This window comes from Allokutzneria albata, from assembly GCF_900103775.1.
GTDB lineage: Bacteria > Actinomycetota > Actinomycetes > Mycobacteriales > Pseudonocardiaceae > Allokutzneria > Allokutzneria albata.
In genome coordinates this window covers 1141246-1154202 of record NZ_LT629701.1, presented here as the reverse complement: position 1 = coordinate 1154202, position 12957 = coordinate 1141246, and the positions used below count along the sequence as shown (strand labels likewise).

Annotated in this window: 17 protein-coding genes; 8 read left to right on the top strand and 9 right to left on the bottom strand. The window is 69.1% G+C overall.

The window, feature by feature from the left end; genetic code table 11:
- Positions 1 to 44 precede the first annotated feature (44 nt).
- Complete coding sequence (locus tag BLT28_RS04965) at positions 45 to 740, top strand: hypothetical protein (protein WP_030432214.1); 696 nt, start codon at positions 45 to 47, stop codon at positions 738 to 740.
- A 171-nt stretch (positions 741 to 911) separates the two neighbouring features.
- On the opposite strand, the gene BLT28_RS04960 is transcribed toward BLT28_RS04965, so the two are convergent.
- A complete protein-coding gene (locus BLT28_RS04960) occupies positions 912 to 1829 on the bottom strand; it encodes a LysR family transcriptional regulator (protein ID WP_052407882.1) in 918 nt (305 codons plus the stop codon).
- 70 nt (positions 1830 to 1899) lie between these two features.
- Between BLT28_RS04960 and BLT28_RS04955 the strand changes: the two genes are divergently transcribed.
- Entirely contained in the window at positions 1900 to 2604 is a 705-nt protein-coding gene (locus BLT28_RS04955; RefSeq protein WP_043813282.1) for a CTP synthase C-terminal region-related (seleno)protein, read from the top strand.
- Between the two features lie 220 nt (positions 2605 to 2824).
- On the opposite strand, the gene BLT28_RS41695 is transcribed toward BLT28_RS04955, so the two are convergent.
- A complete protein-coding gene (locus tag BLT28_RS41695) occupies positions 2825 to 3298 on the bottom strand; it encodes a C40 family peptidase (protein ID WP_269459632.1) in 474 nt (157 codons plus the stop codon).
- On the opposite strand from BLT28_RS41695, the gene BLT28_RS04945 reads away from it, so the two are divergent.
- The 5 genes from BLT28_RS04945 to BLT28_RS42780 all read left to right on the top strand — a co-directional run bounded on the left by BLT28_RS04945 (position 3211) and on the right by BLT28_RS42780 (position 6105).
- Positions 3211 to 3669 (top strand): Rossmann-fold NAD(P)-binding domain-containing protein, encoded by a 459-nt coding sequence (locus BLT28_RS04945; RefSeq protein WP_322789378.1) that lies wholly within the window; start codon positions 3211 to 3213, stop codon positions 3667 to 3669. The genes BLT28_RS41695 and BLT28_RS04945 overlap by 88 nt on opposite strands.
- A gap of 107 nt (positions 3670 to 3776) precedes the next feature.
- Positions 3777 to 4220: a DUF6325 family protein gene (locus BLT28_RS04940; protein ID WP_043813285.1), complete on the top strand. Its 444-nt coding sequence runs from the start codon at positions 3777 to 3779 to the stop codon at positions 4218 to 4220.
- Between the two features lie 17 nt (positions 4221 to 4237).
- Complete coding sequence (locus tag BLT28_RS04935; RefSeq protein WP_030432218.1) at positions 4238 to 4495, top strand: SHOCT domain-containing protein; 258 nt, start codon at positions 4238 to 4240, stop codon at positions 4493 to 4495.
- Positions 4496 to 5114: 619 nt separating this feature from the next.
- Positions 5115 to 5444, top strand: coding sequence for a hypothetical protein (locus tag BLT28_RS39775; protein WP_156051472.1), 330 nt, complete (start codon positions 5115 to 5117; stop codon positions 5442 to 5444).
- A 286-nt stretch (positions 5445 to 5730) separates the two neighbouring features.
- Positions 5731 to 6105: a DddA-like double-stranded DNA deaminase toxin gene (locus BLT28_RS42780; protein WP_156051474.1), complete on the top strand. Its 375-nt coding sequence runs from the start codon at positions 5731 to 5733 to the stop codon at positions 6103 to 6105.
- A 211-nt stretch (positions 6106 to 6316) separates the two neighbouring features.
- Here BLT28_RS42780 and BLT28_RS04925 read toward each other — a convergent pair whose 3' ends face one another.
- Entirely contained in the window at positions 6317 to 6823 is a 507-nt protein-coding gene (locus tag BLT28_RS04925; RefSeq protein ID WP_081900644.1) for a TetR/AcrR family transcriptional regulator, read from the bottom strand.
- Entirely contained in the window at positions 6816 to 7211 is a 396-nt protein-coding gene (locus BLT28_RS04920) for a DUF4260 family protein (RefSeq protein ID WP_030432220.1), read from the bottom strand. Before BLT28_RS04920 ends, BLT28_RS04925 begins: the two co-directional genes overlap by 8 nt.
- Before the next feature lie 143 nt (positions 7212 to 7354).
- On the opposite strand from BLT28_RS04920, the gene BLT28_RS04915 reads away from it, so the two are divergent.
- Positions 7355 to 7552, top strand: a complete 198-nt coding sequence (locus tag BLT28_RS04915) for a ferredoxin reductase domain-containing protein (protein WP_030432221.1) — start codon at positions 7355 to 7357, stop codon at positions 7550 to 7552.
- 329 nt (positions 7553 to 7881) lie between these two features.
- On the opposite strand, the gene BLT28_RS41690 is transcribed toward BLT28_RS04915, so the two are convergent.
- The 5 genes from BLT28_RS41690 to BLT28_RS04890 all read right to left on the bottom strand — a co-directional run bounded on the left by BLT28_RS41690 (position 7882) and on the right by BLT28_RS04890 (position 12954).
- Positions 7882 to 8325 carry a BBE domain-containing protein gene (locus tag BLT28_RS41690; RefSeq protein WP_231950624.1) on the bottom strand — a complete coding sequence of 148 codons (444 nt, stop codon included), beginning with the start codon at positions 8323 to 8325 and terminating at the stop codon, positions 7882 to 7884.
- A 288-nt stretch (positions 8326 to 8613) separates the two neighbouring features.
- Positions 8614 to 9054 (bottom strand): hypothetical protein, encoded by a 441-nt coding sequence (locus tag BLT28_RS04905; RefSeq protein WP_052407884.1) that lies wholly within the window; start codon positions 9052 to 9054, stop codon positions 8614 to 8616.
- 80 nt (positions 9055 to 9134) lie between these two features.
- On the bottom strand, positions 9135 to 9812 hold the full coding sequence (locus BLT28_RS04900; RefSeq protein WP_030432224.1) for a response regulator: 678 nt from the start codon (positions 9810 to 9812) through the stop codon (positions 9135 to 9137).
- A complete protein-coding gene (locus tag BLT28_RS04895; protein WP_052407885.1) occupies positions 9809 to 12412 on the bottom strand; it encodes a sensor histidine kinase in 2604 nt (867 codons plus the stop codon). Before BLT28_RS04895 ends, BLT28_RS04900 begins: the two co-directional genes overlap by 4 nt.
- Positions 12409 to 12954 (bottom strand): potassium-transporting ATPase subunit C, encoded by a 546-nt coding sequence (locus tag BLT28_RS04890; protein ID WP_407638794.1) that lies wholly within the window; start codon positions 12952 to 12954, stop codon positions 12409 to 12411. The genes BLT28_RS04895 and BLT28_RS04890 overlap by 4 nt, the downstream gene beginning before the upstream one ends.
- Positions 12955 to 12957 lie beyond the last annotated feature (3 nt).

Here is a 12957-nt window from a genome sequence, read left to right as displayed (position 1 = left end):
GTTCGAGTTCGTGGAGGGTTGACGCGGCGGCCTTTCCCGACCGCGTGGCACGCGCACCGGCCATCGCCCAGGCTCAGATCATCAAGCTTCTCGTCACGGGATCGTCGGATGGGGTTGACCGCGATGATCACGCCCCCTACTTTGTCGTCCTTGTGGGCTTCTGGGGAACGCTTGTGGTGTGCCAGTCGCCTAAGCCGGTGGCCGAGCTGATGCCGGCCGGTAAGCGTGCCGACGTCGAATCCATGGACGACTCGCGATGGCCCGATCCATGGCGTGGCTGGCGCGTGTGGGACGGACTGCCCGACGGAGCCTGCGACTCGCTCGCCGAGACCGGGTCCGTCCTCACCGCCGAGATCTACGACAGCGACGGCGCGCGGTTCACGGCGGTCAGCCACCCCTCGGGACGCTGGATGACCTACCTGAACTTCGAGCGCGTGCTCAGCCACCTGGTCCTGCCGCCCGCCCCGTTTGACGCGGATGGCGACGAGCTGACCGGAAGCGCTCTCGACGAACAAAACGCCGCCTACCAAAGCGAGGTGGCGCAGGTTCGGCAACGCCTCCTGGCGACGGTCCCCATGGGCCTAGCCGCGGCTGAACGGGCTTCGGCGTGGGCGTACGAGTCGGGCTTGACCCCGGCTTCGGTCGATGAGCTCCACCTGGTCCTCGACGGCACCGAATTGTTCGTAGAGGAGCTGTTCTATCGACTCCTGGGCCGCCTCGGTATGCCGCTGGCCAGCTAGGGCGTGGTCCCGGTGTCCATCCGAGTCTTGACTCGATCGACCCCATCGTGCATGCCCGTCGAACTCTTCGATCGACGCGCCATGTCCAGGCGATTCGTGTTGATTCTCGTCGGCCTTGCGCCTGAGATGCCTCATCGAGTTCTCGTTTTCTTCAGCTGTCTGTCCCGCTCGTTAGTTGAGCCCGTGCGACGGTTGTGAGCTAGAGGACGTGGCCGCACGGGCTTCGTCGTCTTCGCGCGACACGACGTCGATGAGGGCGGCGGCGAGGGGATGCCACGGCCGCGAGGTGGGACCCGTGAGCACCAGGGTGCGTTCGGCGGTCGGCGTGATCGGGACGAGAGCCACACCTGCGGGCAGCATGGTGGCGGAGAGGTCCGGCACGACCGAGACCCCGACTCCGGCCGCGACCATCCCCGCGAGCGTGGTGAACTGCCGGATGCGGTGTGTCGGGGTGAAGGCCATTCCGGCCCGCTGGTGCAGCAGCCGCAATCGCGGCTCACAACCGCCGGCGGAGAGCAGGAACGGATCATCTTCGAGGTCGGCCAGGGTCACCGCGGGTTCGGCGGCCAACGGGTGGTCGGTGCGCAGCAGCGCGGCGAACCGGTCGACGCCGACCACGACAGCCCCCTCCGGCACCGGTGTCGGGTCGGTCAGCACCGCGAGATCCACGGTGCCCCCGTCGAGCCAGTGCCGGACTTCGTCGTCGTCGCCCTCGAAGATTTCGACCGATACGGCGGGTGTCTCCACCCGCCAACGGGCGAGGAGTCCAGGCACCAGGCCGCCGGCGACACTCGGCGGCGCGGCGAGCCTCGCCACTCCCGACGGCTGCCCGTCCCGGCCGCACGCGAGGGCTTTGACGGCGTCCACGGCCGCCACAGCGACACGGGCGTGGACCAGGACCTGCTCGCCGAACTGGGTCGGGCGCGGACAGGATCCCCTGGCCAGGACGGGACGCCCGCACGCACGTTCCAGCGCGGCGATCGAGTGCGACACCCCTGACTGGCTGATCGACAGGCGCTCAGCTGCCGCGGCGAAACCACCGGCATCGACCACGGCCACGAACGCGCGCAGCGACGCCAGCCCCGTCATGAGTGCTCCTCATGGGAGGATGAAGCGAACATGTTTGACTCATACGCCCGGCGCTCCCGAAGATCAAGCGGTGTCCAACGCCCCCACCACCATCGCGGTGATCGGTGACCACCACCCCGGCTACGCGCCACACGAGACCATCACCGACGCCCTGAGGCACGTCGATGCCCAACACGGCACGCGCACGGTCTCGCGATGGATCGCCACTCCGGACGCGCAGACGCTGACCACGACCGACCTCGCCGCCTACGACGGCTTCTGGATCGCACCCGGAAGCCCGTACCGCAGCATCGACGGCGCTCTCCGCGTGATCGAGCACGCGCGCCTGCACGACCGCCCCCTGCTGGGCACCTGCGGCGGCTTCCAGCACCTCGTCCTGGAGTTCGCCCGCAACGTCCTCGGGATCACCGACGCCGCGCACGCCGAGTACGACCCCTACGCGTCCCGGCTGTTCGTGCGGGCCCTGACCTGTTCCCTGGCCGGCCTCACACTCGAAGTCCGTGTCCTGCCGAACACTTTGGCAGCCAGGCTCTACAACGACGCGCGCGCCGCCGAGACCTATCACTGCGACTTCGGGCTCGCTCCAGAGCACATCCCCCAACTCCAAGCCGGCGGACTCACCGTCTCCGGCGTCGACGACACCGGGGAACCACGCATCATCGAACTGCCTGGCCGACGCTTCTTCCTCGGCACACTGTTCGTCCCCCAGACCACCAGCACCGCGCAGCGGCCCCACCCCTTGGTCGAAGGCTTCGTCCGCGCCTGCTCGACATGACCAGAACGTCGATATCAGTACGGCTGAGCACGTAGACCCGAAGTGACGTTTCCGAAGTCCTGAGCCGCTACAAACCAGGAAGTCGGGCAATCGTTGCTTCCACCCCGACAGCCCAACCACAAGCAGCCAACGGCGCAGCCGTGGTCAGCATACGACCTACCGCCTTCTCAACGATCTTTCGCGTGCGAATCACAGGCGAAATCTCGACGAGAAAACGAAGTCAAAAATGAGAATCTACATTCGAGGGGGCCGCCGAGGACGCGGGTCGCTCCAGCGAAGTCGTTGTTGATGCGAATCTTGGTTCCGGTGATGCGGCGCCCGGATTCGGGGCGGCGATCATCCGGCCGCCTCCGATGTAGAGCGTGACGTGGTGGATGCGGACCTTGCCCCAGAACAACAGGTCGCCGGGTTGAAGATCATCGACCTCCACTGACTGCGCGCGGGTCGCGCGGTACTGCTCGCCGCCGGTGCGCGGCAGCGTGATGGCGCGCTGGGTGCCCCGGTGGAAGGCGCAGCGGACGAGGCTGGAGCAGTCGAATCCCACGACGCCCTTGTCTGGAGCTGACCCGGGCCGTACGACTCCGTCGTCTACGCGTTCGTCGGCGACTGCCGGTTCACCATGGCGCGCTCGCTGCTGGTCATGGGTGCGTTGATGGGCAGCGACGTCTGTCTCGCGGGGCCGGTCGAGCTCCACCCGCCGAACGAGGTCGTCGAGAGCTCGCGGCGGCCGTTTCCGGCGTCGACTTCGTCCACACCGACGTGTGGGTCTCCATGGGCGAGTCCAAGGACGTCTGGACCGAACGCGTCCGGCTCCTCGCGCCGTACCAGGTGAGCGCCGAACTCCTGCGCAAGACCGGGAACCCGGCCGTCGAGTTCATGGGCTGCCTGCCCGCGTTCCCCGACAAGAGCACCACCGTCGGGCGCGAGGTCATGGAGCACACCGGCATGACCTCCGGCCTGGAAGTGACCGACGAGGTCTTCGGGTCAGCGGGCAGCGTCGTCTTCGACCAGGCCGAGAACCGCCTGCACACCATCAAGGCGGTCCTCGTCGCCACCCTCGGCTGACGCCGGACCACCCGCCGTGGGTGATGTCGGGCCCCTCGCCCGCGGACAAGCTGCTCGAAACGCGGGACCGCACCGAGAGGTCTGCAATGACTGAACAACGTGATGGCATGGGCCCGATCGACTACCTGATCGTCGAGTACCCGGGCAACCGCATGACGGGCGAAGGACTGGCCGCCCTGGTCGATCTGGTCGACCGCGGCGTCATCCGGGTCTTGGACCTCGTCTTCGTCCGCAGGGACCAGGACGGTTCGACCACCGCACTGGCCGTCGCCGACCTGGACCACGACGGGGAGCTCGACCTCGCCGTCTTCGACGGGGCCTCCTCCGGGCTCCTCGGGGAGGACGACGTCGAGGAGGCGGGCAGCATCCTGGAACCTGGGTGCTCGGCCGCGGTCCTCGTCTACGAGAACCTGTGGGCGGCGCCGTTGGCGGCGGCGCTGAGGCGAAGCGGCGCCCAGCTCGTCGCGAGCGGGCGGATCCCGTTCGCGGACTTCGTGTCCGCTTTGGACGAACCCGATCTCAGCGGCGGCCTCGCGGAGACCGAGTCCTGAGAGACAAGGAGGCCACCATGCCAGGTCTGCTGCGCGGCATCGCCCGCACCGCCGTCATCGCCGGCACCGCGACCGCGGTGTCCAACCGGGTGTCCCGTCGCCAGGCGGGCCGGTGGGCGAGGCAGGAGCAGGAACAGCTCGCGCGTCCGGAACCCACCCCGGACGACATGGACACGAAGCTGAGCCGGCTCCGCGAACTCGGCGAGCTGAAGAGCCAGGGCGTTCTCACCGAGGAGGAGTTCGCCGAGCAGAAGCGCCGGATCCTCGGCCAGTAGGTGCCTGTCAAAGCCCGCTCGGGCGCGCCGGTCCGGCCGGAGTCGGAATGACCGCATCACCGCTCCGCGTGCAGCACCGCGCGATGACATCGTCCGTCGTGACCACCGCGATCGTCCTGGCCTTCACGAAATACCTCGCGATCTACCTCAACAACCTTCGCGTCTCAACGCCAGGAGCGCCTCGCCCACGTGGGACGCCAGCTCAGCGACCTCTCCGGTCCCCTGTTCGCGCTGACCGAGGCCAACAGCCGGGATGACCGAGGCCACGGTAGGGAGCTCTCCACGCACGTAAAGGCAGACCAGTCTGCTGGTCCAGCTGGTGTGTGGCGAATCGGTGGCGCCTATCTACGTAAATGTCGTTCCGTGGCCGGAATGTCAGGTGTCCGTGGCCAGCTGGGCTAACGCGGCGTCGATCTCGAGCAGCCGGGCCATCAGGGGCTGCCTCGTCGCAAGGAGGAGGCATGGACCGCGTGGCGGCACTGATCACTGATGCAGCCGGCCACGTAGTGCTGACTTAAACCCGCAGAATTCGGCCGGCGGCGAAACAAAACCCTCGCCGCGCGATCCGGACACCCGCGCAGTAGGCTGTTTACCCAAGCCATTCCCAGGGAGTTGCCAAGTGCGCAGGAATTTCATTTTTGCCCCTGTCGTCGCCATTGCCGCAAGTCTGTTGGTGACACCGGTTTCCGACGCCGCGGCCAGCCCGTGCACCTCCGGAAGCATTGCCGGATTCAAGGAAGTACTGTCGGGCGGAGGGACTCGCTGGCACTGCAAGAAAAAGAAGGGGGGAGAAACGATCGACTTTCTCACGGTCAACGGTTGCTGGGCGGCCCGTAGCCACCAGATCGTTCTCAAGTTCTACGATGTGGCGACGGAGACCTGCTCGAACGGCGAGAAGAGGAGCTTCCCCAAGCTGACCGGCTCGCTCGGCAGGGCCTCTTACTCCTGACCGGGGTTCACCTGCCTGCGGCGTAACCCTGAGCACCACGAGGGTTGGCCGCGCCGCACGGTCATCTGCCCGTTGGCGTGCCGCTCCGCGGCTTGTCGGCACCGCCCTCACCCCTGGATCGCGACAGATCCCGGGGCCGGGAAGAGCCATCCCGGTCGCGGCGCCTGAACTGGTTGAGTCCGGCGATGTCGCGCGGCTTCTGCCCGCGTCCGAGCCACCGCATCCACAGTGGACAGAAGGTGGCGGTGCCCGGATTGCCGCCCGCGAGTTCGCCCGGTCCCGGCACATGGGCCGCGGCGCCGGAGCGCTCGCGCTGACCAACCACGTGGAGATCCGGTTCGCGATACGGATGCGCGCACATGGCCTGACGCAGGAGACCGTCGCGATCGACCGACTGCCGTGCGGGGTGAAGAAACCTGCGGAGTGGACCTGTGATGAGAAGCTGGCGGAGCTCCTGCCGCCCGGGCACGACCGACCGCTGTCATCGGCAGTTCCGCCCGCGAACAGCGTGCCCCGCACGCGGCCCAGCTTCGCCAGGGCGCGTGCACGCGCAGTGTGCAGCATCGCTCGCTCAGTTGGGGTGAGCCGGTCGGCGCGCACAAAGGCGTGCTCGGTCAGGGGCGGGCCATCGTCGACGTGTCACATGGTGCGTGCTCGCTGAACGTCCGCTGCTGCCGGGTTGTCGGCGGCGGTCAAGGTTTGCGAGCGTTGGGTGTCCTTGACTCACGACTAGTTCCGTCGTCCCGGATATGGCGGACGGCAGCGTGATCCAGAAGCTTGACCGGCTTGACGTCGGTCCCGCCCACAGGGGCTGCCGTGCGACCCGGAGACCGAGCTCGAGGATTGGCCGTCGTTGTCGGAGCGGCCCCTGATCAGCGTCGGGCAGGATCGGCGAACGCTGCCAGCCCTGTGCTCCAAGCGCTGTCGAGGTCCGCGTCGGGCGGAAAACGGCCGTCGAGCTCGAGGATGATCATGCCGTGCGCGAACGCCCAGGCAGCGCGCGCCCGGTTCATCTCGCCGCCGACAGCGCGCACAAGCGGCAGCGCGGCCGCATCCTCAACTCCGGGCGGCAGCAGGTGGCGAGGGAGTGGTCCGCAGTTCATCAGCCGGTAGAGATGGGGATGCGCGAGCGCGTAGGCGCGGTAAGTCGCAGCGAGCGCAACCAAGGAGTCGGCTCGCGCCAGCGCGCTCGCCAGCTCCCGCATGGCGCGCGTGATCACCTGGGCTTCGACCGCGGACTTGTTTGGGAAGTGCTTGTAGAGGGACGGCGCGCGGATGTTCAGCCGTTCGCCGAGCGCTCGCATGGTCAGAGCCGCCGAGCCACCTTCGTCGATCAGCGCGCGTGCCGCGTCGACGATCTGCTCACTCCGCTCAGACACGCCGACTCCCGTCACGCTCACGCAGGCCGTATCCGAAGGCCCGATCCAGCGCGACGTGCGCCAGCCAGCCGAGCCCCGCCGTGAAGACGGGGACCCAGTCCCCCAGGCCGCCGACGCTGTAGACGACCAGGACGGCCAGCGGGATCCATGGTCGATGCACGACGTTGTAGTAGGGCACGGCCTTCGGCGACAGCTTGCCGTTGCCGGCCGACCTGGCGCCGATGAGCATCGTCAGGTCGGGCGCGATCAGCGACAAGAGCGCGCTGACCAACGCCATGCCGCCGTGGTTGATCACCTCGAGGACGATGAAAGCCAGCAAGAACATTGCCAGGGCGGCCCATGTCACCCGGTTGGCGACCTGGCGATCGGGCGCGAGGGCGTCTGACATCAGGGACCTCCAGCCGTGGCTAACTGTGTTAGCCGCACGTTGATGCTAACGCCGTTAGCTGTCGATGTCGGTGACACTCTCGACGTCAGGCGCCGATCGGCCGGTTCACGTGGGTGTAAGGCAACACCGACCGCCCCGCGACGATGTTCGCCGACGACGTGGCGATGCTGCGCCGACAGTTCGAGGGACAGCTGCGGGTCATCCACCACCTCAGCCGCGCGAGCGAGACCATTCAGGCGCCTCCGGACGACGACACCGCCCGGGTCGACTCGATCGTCTCTGAGCGCCTTGGCGTCGAGCCAGGACAGACCCCGCCCGACATAGAAACCCCGCGGATCTGACGATCGGTGGGGTAAGGGAGTGTCCGAACTCGAACACGTATTCGTCGCATCCCTGCACAGGATGCGTGTTCATGCGACAGACCACAGCTGCGCGTGGCGATCAAGGGCCAGTTGGCTCATCGCCCACGAACAACCGGAAGCTCTTGCTTCCCAACGACTCTTCCTCAATCGCGCACGCGCCGACGCAGTGCTCCCCCCTCCCCCACGTCGTAGGGGAGGGGATGATTCCGCAACAACTCGGTACAGATCAGCGCCCTGGGCGGGACGAGCCGGCGCAGACCACCGGCTGCGTCATCCGGCGCGGGAGCGCCGGTCCAGGACGGACTGGCTCAGGTCGGCCCTGCGGCGCCTCTACACCTGCTGCGGCGGAATCGACTGGGGGGGAACGAGAAGAAGTCGTCCGGGTCCACCGCGGCCTTCACCCGTCGCAGCCTCCGGTGGTTGTCTCCGTGGTACGCGATCAGCCAGTCGGTCAGCTCCGGGTCCATGCCGTTGGTGTGGCCGCCGGTGCCCAGGTGGGGCTGCATCGTGGTGTGCACGTCGCGCAGCCAGGTCAAGCGCTGCTCGACGTGATCGGGTTCGGTGAACTGGTCCCAGTAGGAGTGGTACTGCGCGACGCCGAGCGCCTTGCGCTGCGGGAACGCCAACGCGGCCGGTGCGACATCGGCGACGGCGCCGCCGAGCGCGCGGGCTGCTCGTCTTCGCCGCCGCGACAGGCGGTGCTTGTCATGACCGCAGTACCGGCGCCGACGTCCGGTGGGTCGCGAAGGCACCGCTGACGATCGCACCGATCGCGGAGGGCAACGAGCTGATCGGTCGATTCCTCCCCAGGATCGGCCGACTCTCGTTCAGCGCGGTCCCGCCCCCACTCGGTCCAGGAAGACGAGCTGGTCGTTGAGGATGCGGTGCCGCCCCGGTGTGGTGAACGTCGTGGTCGCACGCCACCACCAGCAGTGGGCAGCGGACATCACGAGCCAGGCGCGTCGGGCGGTCGCAGGCCAGGCGGAGCACGGTCCCGGGCTGCGACGGGCGTGTCGCCCAGTGGAGGGGTGCTGGCGAGATCAGAGGACCGGTCGTGCGTGGGTGTACGCGTCGGGGCTTGAGTGTCGCTGTGCGGGGATGGCGGGTGTCCGCGGGTTCGGGGAGCGCTCGTGCAGCGGCGCTCGAACGCCGCGGAGTGTCGCGGAGAATGCCAGGGCGGTCAGCGCGCAGAGCGCGAGCACGAGCGCGTCGGTGCCGGATCGCGTGGTGAACGCCAGCTCGCCGTGGTGACCGAGCACGAATCCGGCGTGCAGTGCCCAGCACACCGCACCGGTGGCCACGGTGGCGCGCGCAGTCGAGACCATCGCGATGGTGTCGACCACGGCGACCATGACGATGAGTGACAGGACGGGCTGTCCCGGCGTGCCGCTGGACATCAGGAGGGCGGTCGCGGTCACGCCCGCGGCCACACCGGCGGGGAAAGCGAACGCCCCGGGGAGCGCTGGCGGTGGGATGCGCATGCCTCCAGTGCACGCCGCCTCAGCTGGGATGCGAAGCGTCCTTGCGCGATCTGGACATCGCGTTGACGCGGTCTTGACGCTCAGGGTTGGAACCGGTAGCCCATACCGGGCTCGGTCAGCAGGTGCCGAGGGTTGGCCGGTTCGGGTTCGAGCTTGCGGCGCAGCTGAGCCAGATAAACCCGGAGGTAATGGGTTTCGGTGGTGTAGCGCTCTCCCCACACCTCGCGCAAGATCTGCTTCTGCGTGACGAGTTTGCCGTGGCTGCGGGCGAGGAGTTCGAGGATGCCCCATTCGGTGGGGGTCAGGTGGACTTCGCGGTCATCGCGGTGGACCTTCTTGGCCGCCAGGTCGATGGTGAAGGACGCGGTGCGCACCAAAGGTTCCTCGGTGCCCTGGGTGACGGATCGGCGCAGCGCGGCGCGGAGCCGGGCGAGGAGTTCGTCCATGCCGAAGGGTTTGGTGATGTAGTCGTCCGCACCGGCGTCGAGTGCGCGGACCTTGCCCGCGGAGTCCGCGCGCGCCGACAGGACGACGACGGGCACCGGGCTCCACCCGCGCAGTCCGGTGATCACCTCGGTGCCGTCCATGTCGGGCAGGCCGAGGTCGAGCACGACGAGGTCGGGTTTGCCGATCGCGGCCTCCTGGAGCGCTGTCGTGCCGTCGCCGGCGGTGAGGACGTCGTAGCCGCGGGCGGTGAGGTTGATGCGCAGTGCGCGGACGATCTGGGGTTCGTCGTCGACGATGAGCACGGTGGTCACGTCTGTTCCGCCTGATCGGTGCGGGCTGCCACGGGCAGCGAGATGACGATGGTGAGGCCGCCGCCGGGGGTGTCCTCGGCCGCGATGGTTCCGCCCATGGCCTCGGTGAACCCCTTGGCGACGCTGAGTCCGAGCCCGACGCCCGGGGTGCCGTCGCGGTCGCTGAGGCGTTGGAACGGGACGAACACCGCCTCGGAGGTGTTCTTCGGCAGCCCTGGACCGTGGTCGACCACGCGCAGCTCCACGTGGTCGCCGTGTGCGCTGGCGCGGACGGCGATCTCGGGTTCGTCGGCGGTGATGCTGCCGTCACCGTCCACGTCGACCACGCGGCGCGGGGTGAGCCTGCCGTGGCGCAGCGCGTTGTCGATGACGTTGGCGATGACTCGCTCCAGCAGCCCGACGTCGGCGAGCACGGGCGGCAGGTGCTCGCCGACGTCCACGGTCAGGGCGCGTCGCTCGTCGATCGCGGACAGCGCCCGCGCCACGGCCTCGTCGAATCCGGCCGGGCGCAGCTGCGGTGTCACCGCGCCGGTGGCCAGCCGCGAGGAATCCAGGAGGTTGTCCACCAACCCGGTGAGCCGGTCAGCGGAGACCTCTATCGCTTCGAGCAGTTCGCCGGTGTCCTCTTCGGACAGTCGAAGCTCCGTGTCGCGCAGGCTGCCTATCGCCGCCTTGATGGACGTCAGCGGGGTGCGGAGGTCGTGGCCGACCGCGGAGAGCAGCGCGGTGCGCAGCTCAGTGGTCTCCGCCCGGCGGCGCGCGTCCGCCGCCTCGTCGGCCATTCGCTGCTGCCGCAATGCCATCAGCGCCTGTCCTGCCGCGGCTTCGAGCGCGCGCTGGTCGCTGGCGGGAAGAGTGCGGCCGCGCAGGGCGAGGTGCACGTCGGCGGTGACCGGCACGTCGACATCGGCGTCGTCGGGTTCGTCGCACGGCTTCGGGCCGACGCAGGCTACGCGCCGCCACTGCCCGTCCTGGCGTTCGAGCAGGGCGACCGACTCCAGCGAGAAGTTCTCCCGCACCTTCTGCAACAACCGGGCCACGGGATGCGGGCTGGTGAGGACGGTGCGGGCGTAGGAGGCCAGCAGCTCAGCCTCGGTGCGCGCGCGGGCGGCCTGCTCGGACAGCCGGGCCGCGCGGTCGACCACCAGCGCCACGAGGACCGCGACGATCACCATCGCGATCAGCGTGATCAGGTTCTCCGGTGTCGCGACCGCGAAGCTGAAGTAGGGCGGGGTGAAGAAGTAGTTGAGCAGCCCGGCGCCGAGAACCGCGGCGAACAGCGCCGGTCCGAGCCCGCCGACGAGCGCGGTGACAACGGTCGCCAGGAAGAACCCGACGAGGTCGGTGGAGAAGGAGAAGTCCTTGCGGGACAACAATCCCACGCCGGTGATCGCCGCGGGCAGCAGTACCGCCAGCACCCAGCCCAACGCGGTGCGCGACACCGACAGCGAGGTGCGGTCGAGGTGCCAGCGCAGGCCGCGTCTGGCCGCGTCGTGGGTGACCATGTGCACGTCGATCGGGCCGGACTCCTGGATGACCGCCGCGCCGATGCCCTCGTCGAAGGCCCGGGCCAGTCGGGAGCGCCGTGACGTGCCGAGCACGAGCTGCGTGGCGTTGACGCCGCGGGCGAACTCCAGCAGCGAGGTCGGCACGTCGTCACCGACGACGGTGTGGAAGGTCGCGCCCACGTCCTCGGCGACCCGGCGGAACCGCGCGATCAGCCCCGGCTTGGCCCCGGTGAGCCCGTCCCCGCGCAGGATGTGCACGACCAGGAGTTCGGCTCCGGCACGTTTGGCGATGCGCCGCGCTCGCCGGATCAAGGTCTCGCTCTCCGGACCGCCGGTGATCGCGACGACGACGCGTTCGCGTGTTTCCCAGGTGTCAGTGATCCGCTGTTCGGAGCGGTAGCGCTGCAACGCGACGTCGACCTGGTCGGCCACCCACAGCAGCGCGAGCTCGCGCAGCGCCGTCAGGTTGCCCACGCGGAAGTAGTTGCCCAGCGCGGCATCGATCTTGTGCGCGGCGTAGACGTTGCCGTGCGCGAGCCTGCGCCGCAGCGCTTCGGGGGTGATGTCGACCAGCTCGACCTGCTCCGCCCGCCGCACGACGTCGTCCGGCACCGTCTCGCGCTGCTGGACGCCGGTGATCCGCTGCACCACGTCGTTGAGGGACTCCAGGTGCTGCACGTTGACCGTGGACAGCACGTCGATCCCGGCGTCGAGGAGCTCTTCGACGTCCTGCCAGCGCTTGGCGTTGCGGGAGCCGGGCACGTTCGTGTGCGCCAGCTCGTCGACCACCGCGACCTGCGGCTTGCGGGCCAGCAGGGCGTCGACGTCCATCTCGGTGAGCTCGATGCCCCGGTGCTCGACCCGGCGCGACGGGAGGACTTCCAGGCCCTCGACGAGCTGGGCGGTCTTCTGCCTGCCGTGGGTCTCGATCAGCCCGACCACCACGTCGGTGCCGCGTTCGCGGCGGCGGTGGGCCTCGCCGAGCATGGCGAAGGTCTTGCCGACCCCGGGGGCCGCGCCCAGGTAGATCCGCAGCTCGCCGCGCCTGCGCTTGCGGCTGCCTGCCTGGGGCGGCCCCGATGGATCACTCACCTGGAGGTCTCCAGGGCCCGGTTGAGCGCGGTCACGTTGACCCCCGGCTCGCCGAGGAAGCCCGCGGCGCGGCCCTGGGTGTGCGCGACGACCAGCTCGCGCACACGCTGGTCACCGAGGCCGGTCGCCCGGGCCACCCGTGACACCTGGAGCTCGGCGTAGGCCCGGCTGATGTGCGGGTCGAGCCCGGAGGCCGAGGCGGTGACCGCGTCCAGCGGCACCCGGTCCGGTGAGACGCCCTCCCGCTGGGCGACGGCGGCCCGGCGGTCGGCGACCACCTTGTCGTAGTCGGGGTTGCGCTCGCCCTTGTTCGAGGCGCCCGACGCGGGCAGCGTGGCGGCGGACGGCCGGGTGTGGAACCACTGGTCGCCCTCTCGGTCGACGCCGACGAGCGTGGTGTCGACCGCCTCGGCGTTGGCGTGCAGGCCGGGCAGCCGGGACACCGCCCACACCGCGGCCGGGTACACCAACCCGGTGATCACCGTCAGGACCAGCAGGACGCGCAGTCCCGCCATGGCCTGCTTGAGGAAGTTGCCGGTCACGTT